Below are 23,158 nucleotides of genomic sequence, written 5' to 3'. Positions count from 1 at the left end.
TCAAGGCTCCCGTGTCGGGCTAGGTTGGCTGGAGGGGGGCACGAGATCGGCGGCGGCCAGCAGGGCCCAGCCCACCGGGTCTCCGGCCGCGCCATCGTGGCGCGGATTCTGGCGCCGGGCCTCAAGATGGCCAAGCAGGCGGGAGGCCAGCTTCTTGCCCAGCTGCACGCCCTCCTGGTCGAAGGAGTTGATATCCCAGATGAAGCCCATGAAGACGATCTTGGCCTCGTAGAGGGCCAGGATCGCGCCCATGGTGTAAGGGGTGAGCCGTTCGGCCATGATGATGGAGCTTGGCCGGTTGCCGGCAAAGGCCCGGTTGGGGTTGGCGCTCTTCTGACCGCAGGCCATGGCCTGGGCCTGGGCCAGGAGATTGGCCAGGAGCTTGTCCTGGCAGGTGGTGCCCTGCACCAGGAGGTCAATGTCGCGCTGGCTGTGGCGAAAGCCAATGAATTCCACCGGCACCAGGGTTGTCCCTTGATGGAGGAGCTGGTAGAAGGCGTGCTGGCCGTTGGTGCCCGGCTCCCCCCACACCACCGGTCCGGTGCCCCCGACCACGGGCTGGCCCTGGCGGGTGATGCCCTTGCCGTTGGACTCCATGTCGCACTGCTGCAGGTGGGCGGTGAACCGGTGCAGGGCCTGGCTGTAGGGTAGCACCGCCAGGGTCTCGCAGCCCAGGAAGCTGCGGTTCCAGACGCCCAGAAGCGCCAGCAGCAGGGCCGGATTGCGGCGGAGGTCCCGCTCCTCGGCGGCCAGATCCATGTCGTTGGCCCCGCGCAGGATATCGAGAAAGGCGTCGTAGCCCAGGGCAAACCCCAGCGCCACCCCGCCCACCATGGAGGTGGCGCTGAAGCGGCCGCCCACCGACTCCTCCATGTGGAAGGATTCCAGGTAGCGGCCAGGGTCGTCCATGGGGCTGCCGGGGCCGGTGACGGCCAGGAAATGCCGGGCCGGATCGAGGCCGGCCTGCTGGAAGGCCTCCCGGGCCAGCGCCTCGTTGGTCAGGGTTTCCAGGGTGCTGCCGCTCTTGGAGACGACCAGGACCAGGGACCGGGACAGGTCCAGGCTGGCGAGCACTCCGGCGGCATCGTCCGGATCGACGTTGGCAATGAAGTGCACCCGCCGCTCCGGCCGGCGGAAGGCGGCCAGGGCGTGGCAGAGGGCGCGGGGGCCCAGATCGGAGCCGCCGATGCCGATCTGCACCAGGTCGGTGAAGGGCTGGCCGGCAGCGTTGGTCAGGCCGCCGGAGTCCAGGCGATCCAGGAAGGTGGCCAGCCGGAACAGCTGCTGCCGGGCCTTGGCCGTGGCCGCCGGCTCGGCGGGCCGGTCCTGGAAGATGTCCCGGACCGCGGTGTGCAGCACCTGCCGGTTCTCGCTCTCCACCCCTTCGATGCGGTTCATGACCACGCCGGCCTTCATGAGCAGAAACTGGTCCACGGCCCGGCTGCTGTCCGCCAGCTCCTGCAGGGCGTCCAGCACCGCGCCGTCGACCCGCTGGCAGGCGTACAGCACGTCCACCGGCCCGGAGCGGCAGATGAGGCCTGCGATCCGCTCCGGCGACAGGGCCCCGGGCCGGGTGAGATCGAACGGCTCCTGGGCCAGCTCCCGGAGAAGGCTGCAGACCGGCTGCCGGTGGAGGGGGATGCCAAGGGGATGAAAGGACATGGGTGCTCTCCTTCGTGTATGCCTTATGACGTGGTGTCCACCAGCAGGCCGGCCCGGGTCTCCAGACGGCGCAGCAGCTCGGGCAGCTCGGCCAGGGCGACCCTCTCCTCTTTGATCACCGCGCACAGCTCCTGGCCGGAGCAGTCGTAGATCTCCAGGACCAGCCCGCTGGCGGTTGCCAACAGCGTCAGGTGCAAAGGCACCCCCCGGTCCTCCATGGCGGCGTTGAGCGCCTGCACGGTCTCCCGGAGGTCTTCGGCCGCCAGGTCGGCGCCGCTGCGGCCGCGGCGCTCCGGCCGGGGCCCGGCTGGCTGCCCCTGGCCCCGGGGCCGGCGGAAGATCCGGAGCCGGACCTGGCCCGGCAGCACCAGCGGCGTCTGGCCAACCGGCGGCGGCACCGGGATTTCCGGGTAGTCCACCATGAGACAGGCTCGCCTGGTCGCCAGGGCTGCGGCGGTCAGGCCTTGAGCCGAGTCGCGAGGCGGGTGTGGCGGCAGTCTTCCCGCTGGCTGCGGATGGCCATCCGCACCGCCTTGGCGCTGCCGACCAGGACCACCAGCCGCCGGCCTCGGGTGACCCCCGTGTAGAGGAGGTTCCGCTGCAGCATCGGGTAGTGGCTGGTGTGGATGGGCAGGATGATGCACGGAAACTCGCTGCCCTGGGACTTGTGGACGGTGATGGCGTAGGCCAGCACCAGCTCGGACAGCTCGGACAGCTCGTAGGTCACCCGCCGGCCATCGAAGCTCACGGTCAGGGTACCCTCCTCCCGGTCCATGGCCTGCACCAGGCCGAGATCACCATTGAACACTTCTTTATCGTAGTTGTTGCGGATTTGCATCACCTTGTCGCCGACCCGGAAGACGGAGCGGCCCCCCAGGGTGGCCCCGCGGGGGTTGAGCACCTCCTGGAGACGGCTGTTGAGATGATCGGTGCCGGCCAGCCCCCGGCGCATGGGGGCCAGAATCTGGATCTCAGCCACCGGATCGAAGCCGTAGCGCCGGGGCAGCCGGTCTCGGCACAGGGAGAGGATCTCGGCTTCGATGGCCTCCGGCTCGTCCCGGAAGATGGCGTAGAAGTCCTTGTCGCCCTTGAAGTCCGGGAGCAGCTCCAGGGGCTCGCCCCGGTTGATGCGGGCGGCGTTGACACTGATGAGCGATCCCTCCCCCTGGCGGAAGATGCGGGTCAGGCGCACCACCGGCAGGCGGCCGGAGGCGATGATCTCCCGGAGCACTGCCCCGGGGCCCACCGAGGGCAGCTGATCCACGTCTCCCACCAGGAGCAGCGAGGCGGCCGGCGGTATCGCCCGGAACAAGGCGTTGGCCAGGACGATGTCCAGCATCGACGCCTCGTCCACCACCAGGTGGTCCACGGACAACGGGTTGTCGGCCTGGCGCCGGAAGCCGCGGACTGAGGGATCGAACTCCAGGAGCCGGTGGATGGTCTTGGCCTCCCGGCCCGTGGCCTCGGCGAGCCGCTTGGCGGCACGACCGGTGGGGGCCGCCAGCTGCACCGTGGCGCCCTTGGCCTCCAGGATCAGGAGCAGGGCGGTGAGGATGGTGGTCTTGCCGGTGCCCGGACCGCCGGTGAGGACCGCCGCCTTGTGGCTGAGCGCCACCTCCACGGCCTGCGCCTGCTCTGGCGCAAAGGCCAGCTTGAGACGGGTCGCGGCCCAGGGTATGGCCTGAGCCGGGTTGATGGCAAAGGTGGTGCCGCCAGACACCAGGGCGCCGAGGCTGCGGGCGGCTCCCCGCTCGGCATGGTACAGGGGCGCGGGATAGACGGCGTCCTGGTCGACGACCAGCCGGCCATCGGCGGCCAGGGGCGCGATCTGGTCGGCAACCAGGTGCCGCGGCACGGCCAGGAGCTGCTCGGCGCTGGCCAGCAGCTCGTCCGCGGGCAGGAAGCAGTGGCCGTCACCGGCCGCCTCGTTGAGGGCGTGGAGGATGCCGGCCCTGGCCCGGCGCGGGTCCTGGCTGGGGATGCCCAGGGCCTGGGCGATCCTGTCGGCGGTAACAAAGCCGATCCCCCAGATGTCTTCGGCCAGGCGGTACGGGTTCTCGGTGACCTTGACCAGGGCCTCCTGGCCGTACGTCTTCCAGATCCGGACCGCGTAGGTGGCAGGAATCCCGTGGCCCTGGAGGAAGATCATGATGGCGTGGATCGCCTTCTGCTCCTGCCAGGCCGCCCTGATGCCGGCCAGCCGCTTGGCTCCCAGGCCAGGCACCTTGAGGAGCTCTTCGGGCTCGTTCTCCAGGATGGTGAGGGTGTCGAGGCCGAAGGCCTTGACGATGCGGGCAGCGAAGCGGGGGCCCACCCCCTTGATGAGGCCGGAGCCCAGGTAGCGCTCGATGCCGTTGACGGTGTTGGGGGTCAGCAGCTGCCAGGTGTTGACCTTGAACTGCCAGCCGTGGCGGGCATCCTTCACCCACCAGCCGGAAAGGGCCACGGTTGAGCCTACCGGCACGCCGGCCAGGGTGCCCACCACCGTGGTCAGGTCCCGGGAGGGCTTCCCGGCCTCGGCCAGGCGGGCCACCGTGAAGCCGCTGTCCTCGTTCTGGAAGGTGATCCGCTCCAGAACCCCCTGGATCTCGACAGGGGGGGCGGCAGCGGTTTCAAGAGCCGGTGGCGAGGTCAATCTCCGTCCCCTCCCGGGCAAAGAAGATTTCGGGTCCCGGGTCATCCGGACCCGAGGCATGGATGGCGGCCTGGGCGTCCAGCTGGTCGTCGGTGCGCAGGGGCTCGTGGTGGAAGAGGGCCAGCCGCCGGACGCCGGCCCGGCGGGCGGCGGCCACGGCGTGGTCCATCGGCGAATGGCCCCAGCCCCGCTTGCTGGCCTGGTATTCCTCCCGGGTGTACTGGGCGTCGTAGATCAACAGGTCGGCGCCGGCAAAAAAGGCCTCAACCCGGGCATTCTCCTCGGCAGCCGCCCGGGCCCCTTCCTCCGCTATGGCCTCGTCGAAAGCCGGGTCACCAGGGTCGGTGCAGAAGACATTGGCAAAGGGCTCGGTGTCGTAGGCGGTGCACAGCGTCAGCCCCCGGTATTCGAAGCGGTAGCCCAGGCAGAGCACCGGATGGTTGAGATACTTGGTGGACACGACCAGGCCCTCCCCGAGGTCGTAGCGGCCCTCCCGGAGATGGACGTACTGGATGTTGGCCGCCAGATCGGTCTGGCGTACCGGGAAGTAGCGGTAGGTGAGCTGGCCGCCGACGATGTCCGCCAGGCTTTCGTCCTCGTAGGTGGCCGGGCCGTATACCGTCAGCCTGGTGCCTGGGATGTAGATGGGCACGAAGAAGGGAAAGCCCATGATGTGGTCCCAGTGGGTGTGGGTGAGGAAAAGCTGGGTGACCAGGGGCCCCCGGGCCAGATCCCGGCCCAGGAGGGCATTGCCCAGCTCCCGGAGGCCGCTGCCGGCATCGATGATCACCAGCCGGTCCCGGTCGGGAAGGCGGAGCTCCAGGCAGGGGGTGTTCCCGCCATAGCGCACCGTGGTCGGTCCAGGGCAGGGGATGGAGCCCCGTACCCCCCAGAAGCGTACCCGCATCGAGCTACCCCCGTTGGGCGATTCTGAGAAAGATCTTGGCGTTGTCGATCTGGGCCAGCACGGTGGGGTGCAGGTCGGTCAGCTGGCTCCAGGTCACCCCGACCTGCCCCAGGAGGTCGGTCAGGAGGTAAGGGTCGGGATGGGGATCTGCGGCCGAGCCGATCTCAAAGGCGTTGATATAAAGGTTGGCCAGGCCCACCACGGCAACCAGGGGACGCGCTGCCTGGTCAGCCTGGGCCGGGTCATGATGGTGGCGCAGGCTTCCCCGCAAGGGGACGCTCAGCTGCCACTTGTCGGCGATGAGTCCTCCGACCTGGCAGTGCTCGAGGCCGAGGATGGTCAGCTCGGCCCGGAGCAAAGCCCCCTGTTCGAGACGGGCGAGCTGTACGGCCTGGCCGTATTCGGCGGCAAAGCGGTTGTTCATGGGGATCTTGCCCAGATCGTGGAGCAGGCCGGCCACGAAATACTCCTCCCGCTCGGCGGCCGGAACGCCCAGGGCCGCCGCCATCGCCTTGGCCAGCACGCCGACGCCGATGGAGTGGGTCCAGAACTCATCCATGGTCAGGGCCTGGAACGAGCGGGCCCCCCCCAGGCTGTGCAGCACCGCGGTGCTCAAGGCCAGGTTCTTGACCGTATTGAGGCCGAGCATGATGATGGCCCGGGTCAGCGACGTCACCTGGTTGGGCAGGCTGTAATAGGCGGAATTGATGAGCTTCAGGACCTGACCGGTGAGCACCGGATCCAGGGAGATCACCCGGTTGAGATCGTTCGGGGAAGTGGTGGGGTTGTTGCAGATCTCCAGGACCCGGGTCACCGTGGTCGACAGGCTTGGCATCCGGTCGATGGCATCCTGGAGCCGTTTGAGTCGCAGGTCAGGGGGGGGAGGGGGTGTGGTCATGGGGCAAGACGGCCGGCCGCAGAGTCCGCGACGGCTGGCGCCCTGCGCCCTGCTTCCGAGGCCTGACCGGTAAGCCCATCATAGCCTATCACCCCGGCAGAAGCAAGAAAGCCGGACAGAGGCGGCCTGATCCCGAGCGGCTCAGCGGAAGGCGTCCGCCGGAAGCCGGTCGACTTCGGGGACCTTCTGGAGCGCATCCAGCTGGCCGCGGGGCGAGGGGCGGAGGTGTGCCGGGCGTCCCCGCGTTGTCCCCGATCGGGGCCGCGGGCTGGCTCTTGACAATTGCGGTTTTCGGGGTATAGTCTGCCAACATCATTGTTTTGGCAGTTGGTTCCCTTTGCTGCGGTCACAAGCGAAGAAGTCAGCCCCCACCCCTCCTCTTGCGGAGCCCTCTGCCACGGATTGGCCGTTCTGGTCAGCCCTGTTTCCCATGCCGTCATGATCTCCCCAGCTCCGGAAGGTGAAGTGCGTCTTCACCCGCGGCCGAACGTCCGGCGTTGCGCCAACACCTCTTCTTCGACAGGTACCGGTATGCGCTCCAAGTCGTCCATTGCCATCATCACGGTGGTCGCGGCTCTCAACCTCTTTGTCTGGGCGTTCTTCAACCGCCCCCAGCCGGCCATGCCCTGGGCCGGCACGATCCGCGGTGTCTCCTTCAGCCCTTACCACGAGGGCCAGAGTCCCTTTGCCAACCGCTTCCCCAGCGCGGAAGAGATCGACCAGGATCTGGCCTTCCTGGCCGACAAGGTGGCGTCGGTCCGGACGTACACCTCCACCGACGGCTTTGACCAGGTGCCGGCCCTGGCGGCCAGGCACGGTCTCAGGGTCACCGCCGGGGCCTGGCTCGACCGCCGGAAGGACCGCAACGACAAGGAGGTCGAAAACCTCATCGCCAGCACCCGGGGCACCAGCAACATCGACCGGCTGATGGTGGGCAACGAGGTGATGCTGCGGGCGGACATGCCGGTGCGGGAGCTCATCGGCCACATCCGCAAGGTGCGCAAGGCCACCCGGCTGGACGTGAGCACCGCCGAGCCCTGGCACGTGTGGCTCAAGTATCCGGAGCTGGCCCGGGAGGTGGATTTCATCACCATCCACCTGCTGCCGTACTGGGAATCCATCCCGGCCCCCCAGGCCCTGGAGTGGGTCATCGCCCAGTACGATCGGGTGAAAGAGGCCTTCCCCGGCAAGCATGTGGTGATCGGCGAGGTGGGCTGGCCCAGCGAGGGCGAGCGCTTCGGCAAGGCCCGGGCCAGCCTGGTCAGCGAGGCCAAGTTCCTGCGCGCCTTCTTCAACCTGGCCCAGGAGCGGGGCTACGATTATTTCATCATGGAGGCCTTCGACCAGCCCTGGAAGCGGACCCTGGAAGGGGTGGTGGGCTGCCACTGGGGCATCTTCGATGTCAACCGCCAGGCCAAGTTCCCCATGGTCGGCGAGGTGGTGGAGGTGGCGCTGTGGCCGTGGCAGGCCGGTGCCGCCGGCCTGCTGGCCGTGGTGCCCATGGTGCTCTTTCTCATCCATTTCCAGAACCTGCGGCAGCAGGGCCGGCTCTTCATGGCCTTTCTCATCCAGGCCACCGCTTCCCTGGTGGTCTGGAGCGCCTTTGTGCCCTTCACCTACGACCTGACCACGGTGGGCAAGGTGGTGTGGGCCTTCCTGCTGCCCGCCCAGCTCCTGCTCCTGGCGGTGGTGCTCATCAACGGCCTGGAGCTGGCCGAGATGCTCTGGACCCGCACCTGGCGCCGTTTCTTCCCGGCCCGCACCGATGAGCTGAGCGCGGCACCGATGGTATCGCTGCACCTGGCCATCTGCAACGAGCCGCCGGAGATGGTCAAGGAGACCCTGAGCGCTTTGGCCCGGCTGGATTATCCCAACTTCGAGGTCCTGGTGATCGACAACAACACCAGGGACGATGCCCTCTGGCAGCCGGTGGCCGAGCATTGCGCCGCCCTGGGACCCCGCTTCCGCTTCTTCCATCTGCCCAAGTGGCCGGGCTACAAGGCCGGCGCCCTCAATTTTGCCCTCAAGGAGACGAGTCCCGAGGCGGAGATCTTCGGGGTGGTCGACTCGGATTACGTGGTCGAGCCCAACTGGCTGCGGGCGGTGGTGCCCTATTTCGAGAAGGCCTCGGTGGGCTTCGTCCAGGCCCCCCAGGACAACCGGGCCTGGGAGGGCAACACCTTCAAGGAGATGATCAACTGGGAGTACAACGGCTTCTTCCAGATCGGCATGGTGCAGCGCAACGAGCGCAACGCCATCATCCAGCACGGCACCATGACCCTGATCCGCAAGGCGGCCATGGACAGGCTGGGCGGCTGGAGCGAGTGGTGCATCTGCGAGGATGCCGAGCTGGGGCTGCGGCTGATGGCCGAGCACTATGAAGCGGTCTACGTCAACCACGAGTTCGGCCGGGGGCTTACGCCGGAGACCTTTGCCGGCTACAAGACCCAGCGCTTCCGCTGGGTGTACGGGGCGGTACAGATCGTGAAGCGGCATTGGCGGAGCCTGCTTTCCGGCCGGGACGGGCGCCTGACGGCTGGCCAGCGGTTCCATTTTCTGGCCGGCTGGCTGCCCTGGTTCGCCGATGCCGTGCATCTCATCTTTGCCATGGGCGGCGTCTTCTGGACGGTGGGCATTCTCCTGTGGCCCAAGCATTTCGAGTTCCCGCTCACGGTCTTCACCGTGCCGCTCTTTGCTGTCTTTGTGGGCAAGATGCTGCACGCCCTGGTGCTCTACCGGGCCAGGGTGCGCTGCACGGTGAAGCAGCGGCTGGGGGCAGCCGTGGCGGGCATGGGGCTGACCCATATCATCGCCCGGGCGGTCCTGACCGGTCTGACCACCAACGGCCGTCCCTTCCTGCGCACCCCCAAGGCCGAGGACAAGCCGGCGCTGGTCAAAGGCTTCCTCATGGCCTGGGAGGAGCTGGAGCTCTTTGGCATCCTCTGGCTGTCGGCCCTGTGCATCCTCTTCCGCTATGGTCTGGACTTCCCGGAAGCGGTGCTGTGGAGCGCGGTGCTGATCGTGCAGTCGGCCCCCTACGGCAGCGCCTTGGCCACCTCCCTGGCCAACGCCATGCCCCAGTTGTCCTGGCGTCGCCTGCTGGCTGTGGATTGGCGCCGGCGGGTGGTGCCGGCGGCGGCCAAGCTGGCGACCCAGACGGTGAACGTGCCTGCCAACAAGCCTTGATCCCGGGAGAGGGACGGTCCGGTGCGCGTGCGGCCGGCGGGACCAGGGGGTCCCGCCGGCCGTATCCTTTTTGGAGGGTCAGTCAGGGCCGTTCGAGGCGATGGCGGAACCAGCCCAGGATTTCGTCCCGGAGGCTGTCCATGTCCAGGTCGTAGATCGCCTGGGGAAAGAGGAGCCTGGCCACCCCGGAGTCGAAGATCCGCCGCACCTCGTACTCGTCGTGGGCCACGCCCCGCTGGTACATGTAGTTGAGGTAGGAGCGGTTGGTGTGGACGATGAACTCCACGCGCATGCCGCCCATGCGGGCGAAGAACTTGAACATCGGCGTGTGGGCGGAGCTGCCCACGGCCCGACTCTCGTAGCGGCCGCCGCCCAGGGTGTCCGCCACCTCCTCCAGGGTCATGAAGGACGAGGCACGGATGGCGCTTCTGGTCAGATGCGTCTGGAAGAGCTTCACCTCCATGGGTGAATCCAGGACCGCCATCAGGCCCAGCTCGTCGTCCACCGCCACCGCCGGATTCTCTTCCCGCTTCCTGAGGAGCTTCAGCACCTTGGCCTCCGGTGCCTTCTTGCGGATGCTGACGTAGATGGGGACCTGGCGGCCGTTGGCCCGGAAGCGGCGGCGCTTGATGAGGGTGAGCTTGGCTCCCGGCTGGCGCAGGGACGGCCCCTCGTCCAGGCTTACCACCCGGACCTCCTGACAGGCGAAGGTCTCCGGGTCGTGGTGGGACAGGAGGTAGGCGACCTCCAGCTCGCCGATCTTCGCCTCCTGGCTCCAGACCTGGTCGTTCAAAAAATCCAGAAACTGCAAGAACTTGGCCTCGATGTCCGTCTCCCGCTCCCGCTGGTCGATGGAGCCGGCCAGGCTCATGAGAACCAGCTTGCGCTTGGCCTCGAAGCGAGCCTTCTGGTGGTAGCGATCGTCGAAGACGATGAGCAGAAGATCCACCGGCGAGCTCATGGCGTCGATCTCGTTGGTCATCTCGATGTGGGGGGCGTAGCGGGACAGCACCTTGCCCTGCAGGTAGCGGATGACCGCGTCGGCGGTGCGGGAATAGGCCCCGATCTTGGAAAGAATCTCCCGTTCCGTGCCCTCGATGCCGAACAGGTTGGCCAGAAGGCGGTTGGCCCGCTGGCTCACCAGCCGCCGCCGGGGCTGGTCCCGGATCAGGATCTGGATGTCGGCGAAGGACTGCACGTCGAGAAACTCGAAGATCTGGTTGCGGATGATCCGGTAGCGGGTGGCCAGGTCGGCGGCGGCCATGGCGCGGCACCAGGAGCGCGCCTCCCGGCCGAAGGGGGCATGGCCCGGCGGGGCGGTCCGGGTGGCGAAGGGGCCATCCTGGTCCAGGATCAACACGATGCCGCTTTGGCTGCGAACGGTCATGGGAGCCTCCAGTGGCCATACCTTACGGGCATGTGGCCAGAAATGCAAAGGCTCCCTGGGCCGAGTCTTGCGCTGCCCAGGGAGCCTTTGGTCTCTTGGCCGGTGGCCAGAAGGCTAGATAGCGCTCGGGCCCTTCTCGCCGGTGCGCACCCGCACCACCTCTTCCACAGGCAGGACGAAGATCTTGCCATCCCCGATCTTGCCGGTGAGGGCCGCCTCCCGGATGGCATCCACGACCGTCGCTGTCTGAGCGGCCTCGACGATCACCTCGATCTTGGTCTTGGGGATGAAGTCCACCACGTACTCGGCGCCCCGGTAGATCTCCTTGTGGCCCTTCTGGCGGCCGTAGCCTTTGACCTCGGAGATGGTCATGCCCTTGACTCCGAGCCGGTTAAGGGCATCCTTGACATCGTCGAGCTTGAACGGCTTGATAATGGCCTCAATCTTCTTCATGAGCCCACCTCCCATGGGGGGTTCCTGGTTGTTGGCGTCTGCGGTGCGTGGCCTACAGGTTGTAGCCGATCTCACTGTGCTGGCTGAGGTCCGATCCCTGCTGCTCGTCTTCCGGGCTCAGGCGCAGGCCGACGACGGCGTCCACGATCTTGAGGATGATGAAGGTGACCGTCATGGAGTAGGCGACGGCGGCTCCGGCCCCCGCCGCCTGGGCGAAGAACAGCTTGGCGTTGCCGAGAAGGAGGCCGTCGGCCCCGGCCGGATTGAGGGCCGCGGAGGCGAAGAGGCCGGTGGCCAGCGCCCCCCACAGGCCGCCGACGCCGTGCACCGCCACCACATCCAGGGCGTCGTCATAGCCGAGACGGCTCTTGAGGAGCACCGCCAGGTAGCACAGCACACCGGCCGCCAGGCCGATGGCCATGGCCGACAAGGGCGAGACGAAGCCGGCGGCGGGCGTCACGGCCACCAGGCCAGCCACCGCCCCGGAGGCCACGCCCAGGGTGGTGGGCTTGCCCTGGATCAGCTTTTCGGCCACGACCCAGGACAAGGCGGCGCAGGCGGTGGCCACCTGGGTGGTGAAGAAGGCCAGGGTGGCGGTCTCGTTGGCAGCCAGGGCGGAGCCGGCGTTGAAGCCGAACCAGCCGAACCAGAGGATGCCGGCGCCCAGCACCGTCATGGGCAGGTTGTGGGGATGGAAGGCCTCCTTGCCGTAGCCCCGGCGGCGGCCGATCACCAGGGCCGCCACCAGGGCGGCAGCGGCCGAGTTGATGTGGATCACCGTCCCGCCGGCGAAATCCAGGGCCCCCAGCTTGGCCAGCCAGCCTCCTCCCCAGACCCAGTGACAGACCGGGAAGTAGACCAGGCTGCTCCACAGGATCACGAAGAGCACGAAGGCGGAGAACTTCATCCGCTCGGCAAAGGCGCCGGTGATGAGGGCCGGGGTGATGATGGCGAACATGAGCTGGAAGGCGCAGAACAAAAGATGCGGGATGCTGTCGCTGTAGGGTCCGGGCGCCAGGCCAACCCCCGCCAGACCTGCCCATTCCAGGCTGCCGATGAAGCCGCCCAGGTCGGTGCCGAAGGACAGGGAGTAGCCGTAGGCCACCCAGAGCACCGAGACGATCCCCAGGCAGATGAAGCTCTGCATCACCGTGCCGAGGACGTTTTTGACCCGTACCAGTCCGCCGTAGAACAGGGCCAGGCCCGGGGTCATGAACATGACCAGGGCCGAGGCCACCAGCATGAAAGCGATGTTTCCCTTGTCCATGAGGTCTTCCTCCCGTAGTTGAGCGACAAGATGTTGGCCGGGCCGCAGAAGCGGCTGGCCACCGGTTGCTGTCCTGCTGCAGGCAAAAAGCAACGGCCGTGCCAGGCCTGGCTGGGTATGCTAACCGGCTGTGATCACGCTCTTCTTTTCGATGGGGTGCGAAGGGCCGTGTTGCTGGCCTAGCACATTCTTGTAAGACTCGGCGGGGAAGAATGTTACAGAAAAGGGAAATCCTCTCGCCGGGGGGACAGCCCCGTCGATGGGCGGGAACGCCCTCTCGGCCTGCTCCGGATCGTCTGGGACCAGGTGCCGGATGAGACGCCGGTGGCAACGGCCCGCACGGGGTGCCGCGCCCGGCCCGCCGCGGCGGGTATCGGGCCGAGCGCGGCCAGGCCCCGTCCGGGCAGGGGCTCAGGCCAGGGTCGCGATGGCACCCTCGTAGAGCACCGGCGTAATACCGCGGGCCGCAAGCTCGGCGGCGGGGCGCTCGCCGATGGCGGTCACATATACCCGGCTGCAGTCTGCCAGCACCTGGACGATGGCGGCCAGCCGGGCGGGATCGAAGGGGTGATCCGGGTCGCCGGTGGACAGGCGGGTGACCGGCCGCGTCTCGATGTAGCGCGGGGTCGGGCCCACGAGGTCGTAGATGAGGAAGCGGTCGGCGCGGCCGAAGTGCTCGTTCACGTGGACGGTGTCGGATGTTGCCACGGCAATGCGCATGGTCGTTCTCCCTGGGGGCCGCTCCCTCCGGCAAGAGAGGGGGCGGCGCGGGTGATGGAGGTTTCGTTCGGTTACAGGCAGCCGCCGCCCTTGCCGCTGCAGCCACTGCCGGCACCGCTGGCGCGCCGTACCCGCAGGTGGCTGACGCTGCCGCCGCCATACACCGCCGCCAGGCCGCTGGCGATGAAGCCGGCCATGGTCACCGGCTCGATGCCTGCGGCGCGCAGGATCCTTTCGGGGGTGTCGCCGATGCCACTCACCAGCACGGCTCGGCAGTCACCGAGGGTGCGGGCCAGGGCCTGCCAGCGGCCTTCACCGCCACCGGGGGCCGGCGCTGGCCGTTCCTCCAGGAGCTGGAAGCCATCCGCGGTCCGGGTCCAGATCTGGAAGCGCCCCGCCGCGCCGAGGTGCTCGTTGACCAGCATACCCTCCATGGTGGCCACCGCCACGTGGGGACGATCGGCGGTCGCCGGCACCCGGCGGGAATGGGTGGCCAGGCAGGCACCGAATTCCTGCTGCCGGTCGTCGCCCAACAGGCCGACGGCGTCAGCCCGGCAGCGGGTGCAATGGCGCATCTGGGGCAGATGCTGGCCGCACTTCTCTCGAATCGCCTCCAGAGCCGCCGGGGCCGGGGGAACGACCTCGGCGAGCGGCGTGTCGGCGTTGGGCACCATGGCCATACAATTGTGCAGGCTCGCCCCCAGCTCCCGCATCCGGGCCGCCACCGCCGGCGCATGCTGATCGTTGATGCCGGGGATGATGACGGTGTTGATCTTGATCGTGAGGCCATGGGCGCTGAGGCGCCGGATGGCTTCCTCCTGGCGGGCCAGGAGGAGCTGGGCCCCGGTCGCACCCCGGTAGATCACCTTGCCCTCCCGCACCCAGCCGTAGATCCTGGCGCCAATCGCCGGATCGACCGCGTTGACGGTGACGGTGACGTGGGACACTCCAAGCTCCGCCAGCTCGTCCACATACGGCATGATCCCCAAGCCGTTGGTGGCCAGGCACAGGAGAAGGGCCGGGAAATCCTGGCGCACCAGCCGCAGGGTGGTCATGGTCTCCTGGGGGTTGGCGAAGGGGTCGCCGGGTCCTGCGATCCCCGCCACGGTGATCCGGGGCTCCCGGGCCAGCACCTCGGCCAGGTAGGACCTGGCCTGCTCCGGCCGCAGCAGGGCGCTGGTGACGCCGGGCCGGCTTTCGTTCACGCAGTCGAAGCGCCGGTTGCAGTAGTTGCAGCGGATGTTGCAGCTGGGGGCCACCGGCAGGTGCACCCGGCCGCACTCGCCCTTCACCTGCGGGTTGAAGCAGGGGTGCCGGGAGGAATCGCGCTTGATCTCGTTCATGGCCGTCTCCTGGGGAGATGGGGTTTACATGTAGCTGTAGCCGACCGGGCTTCCGTCCTGCTTGGCAGCAATCAGGGCATTGGCCACGGTGTCGAAGAGGGCCTGGGCCCCCCGGTAGCCCAGATGCAGGATCCTTTGCCCTCCCAGCCGGTCATGGATGGGAAAGCCCACCCGGATGAGGGGAATCCGCCGCCGCCGGGCCAGGGAATAGCCCTTGCTGTGGCCCACCAGGAGATCCGGCTCCAGGGCGGCGGCCAGCTCCTCGATCTCGAAGAAGTCCACGCCCTCCCGCACCACGGGTGCCTCCCGGGTCAGGTCGGCGGTGGCGGCCGCGACCGCCTGGGCGAGCTGACCGCTGGTGCCGCCGGAGGCGCACAGCACCGGCTGTACCCCGATCTCGGCCAGAAAGGCGGCAAGCCCGACCACCAGATCCTCTTCGCCGTACACCACCGCCCGCTTGCCGAAGACATACTTGTGGCCGTCCACGTAGGCGTCCACCAGCCGGCCGCGCTCTTCCTTGATCCGGGCCGGCACCGGCCGGCCGGAGATCCTGGTCAGCTCGGCCAGGAAGCGGTCGGTCTCGTGGATGCCGATGGGCAATCCCAGGCGCAGGCAGGGGATGCCGCAGGCCTGCTGCAGGAGGCCGCCGGCGGTGTCCTTGCCGGCCAGGGTGCGGCCGAGCTCCAGGCTGGCTGCGGCGCTACCGGACCGGCGGATGGCGGCCAGCGGAGTGCCGCCCGCCGGGATCAGGGGATAGTGGGCCAGGGCTGGGCCGTCCAGGGTGGCGGCGAAGTCCGGCAGGATCGTGACCTTCGTCTCCATCTCCCGAAAGATCTCCGTCAGATGCCTCAGGTCAGCGGGCGACACCAGGCCGGGCAGCAGGTTCACGCCGCCATGCCGCGGCCCAGGCTCGGCCAGGGCTGCCACCACCGCTCGGGTGGCAGCGTGGAAGCCCTCCATGTGGGTGCCCACGTAGCTGGGGGTGGAGACCGGCACCAGAAGCGGCAGCTCCGAATCGTCCCCCTGCTCCCGGGCGAAATCCTTCAGGAGCCGCGGCACGTCGTCGCCGATGGTCTCGGTGAGGCAGGTGGTGGCGACGCCGATCAGGCGCGGCCGGTATTTGCGGATGACGTTGGCCAGCCCCTGCATGAGGTTGGGGCCGCCGCCGAACACGGCCTGCTTTTCGCCCAGGGCGGAAGAGGCGATATCGATGGGCTCGTTGAAATGGCTGATGATGTAGCGCCGCATGTAGGTGGCGCAGCCCTGGGAGCCGTGCAGGAAGGGGACCGTGGCCTCGATGCCCCGGAAGGCGAGTGCCGCGCCCAGGGGGGCGCACAGCTTGCAGGCGTTGGTGGTGGAGACCGCCGCACCAGTCTTGACTGCCATCGTTGCCATCACCGCACCTCCTCGCTGGCCACCGCGGCCTCCGCCGTTTCCTGCCGGGGCACCAGGCGCCACACCGGACTCATGATCGAGGCGTAGACCTCTCTTGCGAAGTTCCTCATACCGGCGAAGCCGGCCAGGCACTCCTTGCGCTCGTGGTTGTGGTCGCAGAAGGCCACCCCCAGCTTGTAGGCGATGGGCCGCTCCTTGACCCCGCCCACGAAGATGTCCGCTCCCCGGGCCGCCAGGAAGCCGGACAGCTCCAGGGGGTTGGCGTCGTCGACGATGATGGTGCCGGGATCGGTGATGGCGGCCAGCTCCGCATAATCCTCGGCGGTGCCGGTCTGGGAGCCTACCAGCACCACCTGCATGCCCAGGAGCCGGAAGGCCTTGACCAGGGAAAAGGCCTTGAAGGCGCCGCCCACATAGATGGCCGCCTTCTTGCCGGCCAGGGCCTGGCGGTAATGCTCCAGCTCCGGCAGCAGGGCCGCGGTCTCGGTGCGGACCAGCTCCCGGGTCCGGGCCAGCATCGCCGGCTCGCCGAAGAACGCCGCCACCCGGTACAGGGCATCGCTCATGTCCTCGATGCCGAAATAGGAGACCCGGATGGACGGCACCCCGTAGCGCTCCTCCATCATCCGCGCCAGCTCCATGGTCGCCCCCGAGCACTGCACCACGTTGAGGGCCGCGCCATGGCAGCGCCGGATGGCATCCACCCGGCCATCACCGGTGATGTTGGCCACCACCTCCACCCCCATGCGGGCGAAGTAGTCCCGGATCAGCCAGGTCTCGCCGGCCAGGTTGAAATCGCCCAGGATGTTGATGCTGTGCGGGCTGATGCCGGCCGGGTCGCCGGTGCCCACCAGCTGGAACATCGCCTTGCAGGCCGCCTGGTAGCCGGCCCGCTTGTTGCCCTTGAAGCCTTCCGACTGCACGGGCAGCACCGGGATGCCTCTCTCCTTGGCCACCTGCCGGCAGATCGCTGCCAGATCATCGCCGATGAGGCCGACGATGCAGGTGGCGTAGACAAAGGCTGCCTTGGGCTGATGGCGGTCGATGAGCTCGATGAGGGAGCGGTAGAGCTTCTTCTCGCCGCCGAAGATCACGTCCCGCTCCGCGAGGTCGGTGGAAAAGGACAGCCGGTGCAGCTCCGGTCCCGAGGACAGGGCGCCGCGGATGTCCCAGGTGTAGACTGCACAGCCGATGGGGCCGTGGACGAGATGGAGGGCATCGGCGATGGGGTAGAGCACCACCCGGGAGCCGCAGAAGACGCAGGCCCGCTGGCTCACCGCCCCGGCCAGGCTGTCCTTGTTGCAGTCCATGGCGGCGCCAGGATCGCCGCTGACCATGATCTGGCGGGCACGCTCGGCAAGGATGGGAATGGGGGCTTTGGCCATGGCTGGCTCCTCGGGGCTCGGGTTGTGGTTGCCGATCCCGAAAGAGCAACCCGCATGCCAAGAGGATTCTGCCTGGATTTATCGCGTGATTACGGTGTGTTGTCTCGACGGTCCGCTGGTAGCGGCCTTCCTCGCGGCCAAGTCGGAGTCGGCGGGTGTCGGGGAGGAGACAGGGATGAAGGGCAGGGGACGGAATTGTCAGGCAGTGGGATCTTTCGACCACGACTGGTGTCGGATCCGCACGAGCTGGTGAGCGCTGCCGGGGAGGCCCGCTGGCAGCTTCCCAGCGAGCAGGCTGATTATTACACGGTGTCGGCTTGGGTTCCCGCCGTGCCGGCGGCATCCACATGGCATCCCGCGGCAGCCTACGAGATCGTCAGCGAAGGGCAGGTGCTGGCGGCCAAGGTCATCGACCAGACCCAAGTTGGTGATCGCTGGAAGCAGATCGCGACGGTGCCGCTGCAACCAGCAGAGAATTCTTTCGTGCGGCTGCGCTGTGCCGGCAAGCCATGTGTCGCGGACGCGGTCAATCTCGAATCACAAGGGCGCTACAATGATGGCAGCCCGGTGTCCCACGTACACTCCAGCCGATGGATGGAATCATTCTCCAGAAGATTTGGTGAGCCCTCCGGGCCGGCTGGAGCTACGGCGGGAGGATGGTGCGGGAGTCAAGGGAGGAAGCCTTCGGGATGGCAGGCCACCAACAGCCCATCGATGGCTGAGAAATGGCTGTCGAAGGAGAAGAGCTTGAAGCCGTGTTCAAGTGCGGTAGCTGCGATCCACAAGTCGTTGGTGGGAATGGGACGTCCCTTACGACGCAGGCTGTGGAAGACCGCCGCATAGTACTCGGCTGTCCGCTCACCCACCTGCAAGCAAAGCACCCGGGAGGAGGCCACGAATTCGGCAAGCTCGCTCCGGTTCACGGCCTCCTGCCGCCCGCCCAAGAATCCGGCCAGCAGCTCACCAAGGACCACGCTGGCCAGACCGATCCTGTCCGCCATCTGAACGATGCTCACGGCCTCCGGCATGCCTCGCTTGAAGGCCACATAGGCATTGGTGTCCAACAGCACCTGTCTCATCTCCACAGGGTCTCGTCCACTTCCGACAAGGTCGTGATACGCGCAGAAAACTCGTCGGCATCTTCCTGGCTCCAGGTTCCGGCCAGATGGTCCAGGTCGGTATGCAAGGTTATTCCCTTGGCGGAATTCCCGACCCCCAAGCCCTGACGGATAAGCTCGATCACCTGGGCATTGACGCTTTTCCCACGGCGATTCGCCGCCTGTCTGAGTAGACGATCGGTTTCGGCATCGATGCCGCGGATGCTGATATTGGGCATGGGCTCACCTCCTGTGCTGGCGTCTGAATGCCATCATGATAGCACCTCACGCCGGCATTGGCTACCACGTCTCTTACTCCGCCAGCGCGGCTGCCCCGGGCAGGCCCTGGGTCAGGGCCCGGCTCCGTGTCTCCTGGGCCAGGGCCGCGCTCAAGTCCCGGAGGCGACCGTAGGCAGTCTTCGCCTCCTGGGGCCGGTTCTGGTCCAGGAGGACCAGGGTCAGCATGGCCCAGCCCGGTGCGAAGCCTGGGGTGATCTCTGTCAGGGCGGTCAGATGCTGGGCTGCCGGGCCGAGCTGCCCGCTGGCGGCATAGGCCTGGGCTGCAAAGAGGCGGGCGTCCGGGGCCGCAGGCGCCACGCGGATGGCCTTCTCCAGGGTGGTGATGGCTTGGCCCAGCTGTCCCTGGCGCAAGAACGCCTCACCCAGGTTGATCAGGCTGTTGCTCCTGTCCGGCTGCAGCCTGACCGCTGTCTCCAAGGCCTCGGCGGCCTCGGCATAGCGCCCCAGCTTGAGAAGGGCATAGCCCTTGTTGCTCCAGGCCGCAGGTGAGCCAGGGGACAGCGCCACGCTCCGCTCGGCATAGGCCAAAGACCGCTCATGCTCCTGGCGCGAGCCGTGGTGAGCGGTCAGTCCTTGCAGGGCCATCTCGTTCTCCGGGTCGAGACGGGCGGCCTCGGTGAAGGCCACGAAGGCCTCCTCGGGCCGCCCCATGCGCTGCTGCACCCGCCCCAGCTCGGCCCACACCTGGGCGTCCTGGGGCCGCAGCCGGGTCACCTGCTCCAGGGCCGCCAAGGCGCCGCTCAGGTCCCCGGTGTCGAATCGGACCTCGGACAGGAGACGCCAGGCGCTGGCAAGGCTGCGGTCGAGGGCGCAGGCCTGTTCCAGGGCCGCCATGGCCGCGACCGGGTCCCCTTGCCCCAGGAGGGTCCGGCCCAGGTCCATCCACAGAGACGCGTTCTCCGACTGGCTGCCCAGGGCCTGCCGGAGCACTGCGGCCGCCTCGGCCAGGCGTCTGGTCTTCCTCAAAGATCCAGCCAATCGGTGTGCCGCCTCCACGAGCGCGGGATCCAGGGACAAGGCCTGACGGAAGGCCTCCTCCGCCTGCCCGTGGGAGCTCTGCTGCTCCAGCAGCTCGCCAATCCGCAGCCAGACCCTGGCATCGCGCTCGGGCAGCCCGGCGGCGGCCGCCAGCACCGAGCGGGCCTCGTCCAGGCGTCCCGCGGCGGCCAGGGCCATGGCCAGGCCACTCTGGGCAACCGCATCGGCCGGCTTGAGGCGCACCGCTGCCCGGTAGGCCTCGACCGCCGCTGTCTGATCCCCGAGCCTGAATTGGACCTGGCCCAGGAGCGCCCAGGTCTCCGGGTCACCCGGCTCTCGCCGCAGGGATTCCTGCAGGGAGACCAGAGACGCCGGCAGGTCGCCATCCTGCAGCTGCCACTCGGCCTGAATCCGCCAGAGATAGCCGAGCTTTGGCGCCAGGGCCATGGCGTGGCCAAGGTCCTGGGCGGCCTCCTCTTCCCCCAGGGTGCGGCGAACGATCGCCAGGTACGGCCAGACCAGCTCATTCCTGGGCTCAAGGCCTGCCGCCTCCAGGAGCGCGACCTTGGCCTCCACAGGGCGGCCAAGGTTGGACAGGGCCTGCCCCTGAAAGGTGGCGGCCACGGCTGAGGTGGGATACTCGCTGCGCCAGCGGGCGGCCCAGTCGACCAGCCCTGGCCATTCAGCGGCCAGACGCAGGGCCTCGGCCCGGGCGAGCCAGTTGGGGTCCGGCTCGGGCGGTGCCGGCGGGTCTGTCACCACGACCCCGCGGCTGGCGACTTCGGCCACCCAGTCGGCGGGCAGAGCGAGGTTGAAATTCTGGGCAAAGGCCAGAACCCGGGTGGTGATGCCGACCAGCCGGCCCTGGGCGTCAAAGAGACCACCACCGCTGGAGCCGGGCGACAAGGGAGCCGTGGTGTAGATGCCTGGCTCCTCCTGGTCCAGCGCCGCAATGAGACCAGCGCTCACCGCCAGGCCCAACCCCAGAGGGTTGCCCACGGCATAGACCCGTTCGCCGACAAACACGGCGGCGAACGGCCGCGTCCGAACGGGGGCGGCGGCGAGGCCCGGGACGGCAAGGACGCACAGGTCCCGCGGCCGGTCAGCGAGATGCGGCCGGGCAGGAAGATCCTGATCCGCCAGGTGCACCCGAACCTCCTGGGCGTCGTCGATCACATGGCAGTTGGTGAGCACCTGGCCCTCGGCGACGGCGACACCGCTGCCCTCCCACTCCGCCTGCCCGCGCTCATCCAAGGCCGTGACGGTCACCACGGAGCGCCGCACCTGGTCGAAGACCAGCTCGGCCTCACCGGCCGCGGCCGGCGTGGCTATTCCCAGAACAAGCAGCACCAGGCCCTTCATGGCCGGGCCTCGTAGGGCAGCAGCAGCCGGCGGTACGCGTCGTCAGCCCAGGCTCGATCCAGGACAAAGAGGCGCTGGAAGCCCCGGCGGACATCGTCCGTCCGGCCGGCCGCGTGGTACATCTCCAGGAGGGCGTTCCAGACCTTGGGATCCCTGGGGTCGAGAGCCAGGGACCGCTCCAGGGCCGGGATAGCCGCCTCGGGCCGGAAGAGAAGGGCATTGGTGTAGCCAAGTTGACGCCAGGGAAACGGGTCCTCCGGCTTCTGGTCGGCAAGCCTTTCGAAGAGAAAGAGCGCCTCCTGGCGAAGGCCGCCATCCTTGAGGGCGACCCCCAGCTCTCCGGTCCAGGCGAGGTTGGCCGGGTCCAGTCGTACTGCCTCGCGGAAGGCCTCAATGGCTTCGGGCCAGAGGCCAAGGAAGGAATAGATGCGACCAAGACTGTTCCAGCCCCACGCCGGATTCGCCGGCTGGCCATCGAGCCCGGCGCGCAGGGTGTCGATGGCCTCCCGCATGCGCCCCAGCGCCGCCAGGGCCATACCTTTGAGCAGGAGGGCATCGGGCTGGCCGGGGGCGAGAGCCAGCGCCCGGTCGGCTGCCGCCAGCCCCCGGGTGTACCGGTGCAGCTTGCACAAGGCTTCTGCCAGCTCGATCCAGACCTGGACGGCTCCGGGATCGATATGAGTCACTCGGTTGAGGGCCGCCACCACGCCGATCCAGTTGCCTTCGCCCCGGGCGATATCCACCAGGCCGCCCTGGGGGCGCGGATCCCACGGCGCCAGCTGGGCTGCCTGCGCCAGGGCCTGCTTGGCCTGGGTGGGGTGTGCCAGGGCCATCTCGATGAGGCCGATGTCCAGCCAGACCGCGGCGTCCTCCCGCCGAAAGGCCAAGAGACCGCGCGTCACCTCCAGTGCCTCCTCGGGCCGGGATTGCCGGACAAGGGCCACGGCAAGGCCATGACCGGCGGCAACGGCAGCAGGGTTCTCCGCCAGGGCCATCCGGAACGCCTTTTCGGCGGCCGGCCACTCCTCCATGGCGTTGGCGGCCGTGCCCAGCCAGTACCAGGCTTCGGCGTGGTCAGGCAGGGCGGCGGTCCAGGCCCGGCCATGCTCCGCCAGGGCGGTCCAGTCAGAGGCAGCTGCCAGCCGCATGGCCGTCCCGCGCCAGGCCGGCTGGGTCGCCGTCGCCGCGGCCCGGGACGACAGCTCGTGGATCCAGCGGGCCGGGCAAGCGAAGTTGATGTTCTGGCCGTCCAGATTCCGGAACTGGACGATGCCCACCAGCCGGCCGGCTGCGTCGTAGAGCCCGCCTCCCCCGGAGCCAGGGCCGATGGGTGCGGTGAACTGGATGGCGGCCTCGCCCGCCGCCGGCTGGCTCCAGACCGCCGACACCACCCCCTCCGAGATACCGACTCCCAGGCCAAGGGTATTGCCCACCGCGTAGACCGAGGCACCGACTGCAGGATCCTCCGCCGCCACCACCGCTGGCGTGACATCCGGCAATTCCGCAGCCCCCAGCTGACACAGGTCGCGGCCCGGGTCCCGCCCGGTCACCACCGCTTGCGCCCGGTGGTCGCCGTAAACAAGCCGCAGGCCACCCGCGCCGTCCACCAGGCTGCACAGAGTGACCAACTGCTCCGGGGCAACGACCACCGCCGACAGGGCCGCGACCATCTCGCCGTCATCGTCGAGAACCTCGACCGCCACCACCTGCTGGCGGGCCGAGCTGTAGATCGCGGCCGGCGAAGCCGCCCCGGCCGCGGGGCACGTGGCCAGCAGGATGAAGACCAGTACCGACAACATGCGTCGTTCGAAGAGCCAAGTCACCCGTGTTCACCCGGTATAAAGATGGCATCCGCCTGGATAGCAACTTTCTGGCCTCAAGCCCATGGCCGTGATCCAGGTCGAGGATTTTTTCCTATGGTCACAATATTCGGTTGGGTTCGGCCAGCAATTCCCGATTTGGCCAAGTTGAGCAGGGAGTTGACCGTCTGAGTGCCCAGATCCCCGTTGTCTCGTGCCCAAGGGAGCCCCGACAGTCGGTGGTCTGAGCCTGATCGCCTGAAATCGCGGCCGCGCTGGCCGATTTCGGCAACACCTCTCCCTTTGCTCTCCTGCGTGGCAACACAGGAGAGGCGGTGCAGCTCTTTGGCACCCGTGGGCCAGGGGCCGTTAGTCCGGAATCGG

At 68.1% G+C, this 23,158-nt stretch carries 17 protein-coding genes; 1 reads left to right on the top strand and 16 read right to left on the bottom strand.

Going from position 1 to position 23,158, the window contains the following annotated elements:
• The 5 genes from AB1634_02720 to AB1634_02700 are packed head-to-tail and all read right to left on the bottom strand — an operon-like array spanning position 1 to position 6,039.
• Positions 1-1,662: a glucose-6-phosphate isomerase gene (locus AB1634_02720; protein MEW6218429.1), complete on the bottom strand. Its 1,662-nt coding sequence runs from the start codon at positions 1,660-1,662 to the stop codon at positions 1-3.
• 23 nt (positions 1,663-1,685) lie between these two features.
• Complete coding sequence (locus AB1634_02715) at positions 1,686-2,084, bottom strand: hypothetical protein (protein ID MEW6218428.1); 399 nt, start codon at positions 2,082-2,084, stop codon at positions 1,686-1,688.
• A 35-nt stretch (positions 2,085-2,119) separates the two neighbouring features.
• Entirely contained in the window at positions 2,120-4,297 is a 2,178-nt protein-coding gene (locus AB1634_02710) for an ATP-dependent RecD-like DNA helicase (protein MEW6218427.1), read from the bottom strand.
• Positions 4,275-5,204, bottom strand: a complete 930-nt coding sequence (locus AB1634_02705) for an MBL fold metallo-hydrolase (GenBank protein ID MEW6218426.1) — start codon at positions 5,202-5,204, stop codon at positions 4,275-4,277. Before AB1634_02705 ends, AB1634_02710 begins: the two co-directional genes overlap by 23 nt.
• A 4-nt stretch (positions 5,205-5,208) precedes the next feature.
• A complete protein-coding gene (locus tag AB1634_02700; GenBank protein MEW6218425.1) occupies positions 5,209-6,039 on the bottom strand; it encodes an HDOD domain-containing protein in 831 nt (276 codons plus the stop codon).
• Positions 6,040-6,633: 594 nt separating this feature from the next.
• On the opposite strand from AB1634_02700, the gene AB1634_02695 reads away from it, so the two are divergent.
• Positions 6,634-9,288: a glycosyltransferase gene (locus AB1634_02695; protein MEW6218424.1), complete on the top strand. Its 2,655-nt coding sequence runs from the start codon at positions 6,634-6,636 to the stop codon at positions 9,286-9,288.
• Between the two features lie 82 nt (positions 9,289-9,370).
• Here AB1634_02695 and AB1634_02690 read toward each other — a convergent pair whose 3' ends face one another.
• The 11 genes from AB1634_02690 to AB1634_02640 form a co-directional block, all read right to left on the bottom strand.
• Positions 9,371-10,675, bottom strand: coding sequence for a hypothetical protein (locus tag AB1634_02690; GenBank protein MEW6218423.1), 1,305 nt, complete (start codon positions 10,673-10,675; stop codon positions 9,371-9,373).
• Positions 10,676-10,789: 114 nt separating this feature from the next.
• Positions 10,790-11,128, bottom strand: a complete 339-nt coding sequence (locus AB1634_02685; protein ID MEW6218422.1) for a P-II family nitrogen regulator — start codon at positions 11,126-11,128, stop codon at positions 10,790-10,792.
• A gap of 52 nt (positions 11,129-11,180) precedes the next feature.
• Positions 11,181-12,395 (bottom strand): ammonium transporter, encoded by a 1,215-nt coding sequence (locus AB1634_02680; GenBank protein ID MEW6218421.1) that lies wholly within the window; start codon positions 12,393-12,395, stop codon positions 11,181-11,183.
• 411 nt (positions 12,396-12,806) lie between these two features.
• Positions 12,807-13,115 (bottom strand): NifB/NifX family molybdenum-iron cluster-binding protein, encoded by a 309-nt coding sequence (locus tag AB1634_02675; GenBank protein MEW6218420.1) that lies wholly within the window; start codon positions 13,113-13,115, stop codon positions 12,807-12,809.
• Positions 13,116-13,186: 71 nt separating this feature from the next.
• A complete protein-coding gene (gene nifB, locus AB1634_02670; GenBank protein MEW6218419.1) occupies positions 13,187-14,458 on the bottom strand; it encodes a nitrogenase cofactor biosynthesis protein NifB in 1,272 nt (423 codons plus the stop codon).
• Between the two features lie 24 nt (positions 14,459-14,482).
• Entirely contained in the window at positions 14,483-15,853 is a 1,371-nt protein-coding gene (locus AB1634_02665) for a nitrogenase component 1 (protein MEW6218418.1), read from the bottom strand.
• Complete coding sequence (gene nifE, locus AB1634_02660; protein MEW6218417.1) at positions 15,853-17,238, bottom strand: nitrogenase iron-molybdenum cofactor biosynthesis protein NifE; 1,386 nt, start codon at positions 17,236-17,238, stop codon at positions 15,853-15,855. The genes AB1634_02665 and nifE overlap by 1 nt, the downstream gene beginning before the upstream one ends.
• A 668-nt stretch (positions 17,239-17,906) precedes the next feature.
• Positions 17,907-18,317 carry a type II toxin-antitoxin system VapC family toxin gene (locus tag AB1634_02655; GenBank protein ID MEW6218416.1) on the bottom strand — a complete coding sequence of 137 codons (411 nt, stop codon included), beginning with the start codon at positions 18,315-18,317 and terminating at the stop codon, positions 17,907-17,909.
• Positions 18,314-18,574, bottom strand: coding sequence for a hypothetical protein (locus AB1634_02650; GenBank protein ID MEW6218415.1), 261 nt, complete (start codon positions 18,572-18,574; stop codon positions 18,314-18,316). Before AB1634_02650 ends, AB1634_02655 begins: the two co-directional genes overlap by 4 nt.
• 73 nt (positions 18,575-18,647) lie before the next feature.
• A complete protein-coding gene (locus AB1634_02645; GenBank protein ID MEW6218414.1) occupies positions 18,648-20,975 on the bottom strand; it encodes a tetratricopeptide repeat protein in 2,328 nt (775 codons plus the stop codon).
• On the bottom strand, positions 20,972-22,798 hold the full coding sequence (locus AB1634_02640; protein MEW6218413.1) for a tetratricopeptide repeat protein: 1,827 nt from the start codon (positions 22,796-22,798) through the stop codon (positions 20,972-20,974). The genes AB1634_02645 and AB1634_02640 overlap by 4 nt, the downstream gene beginning before the upstream one ends.
• Positions 22,799-23,158: the final 360 nt, after the last annotated feature.

It is taken from the genome of Thermodesulfobacteriota bacterium (assembly GCA_040755095.1).
Taxonomy (GTDB): Bacteria; Desulfobacterota; Desulfobulbia; order Desulfobulbales; family JBFMBH01; genus JBFMBH01.
This window is presented reverse-complemented; position numbering and strand designations above follow the sequence as displayed.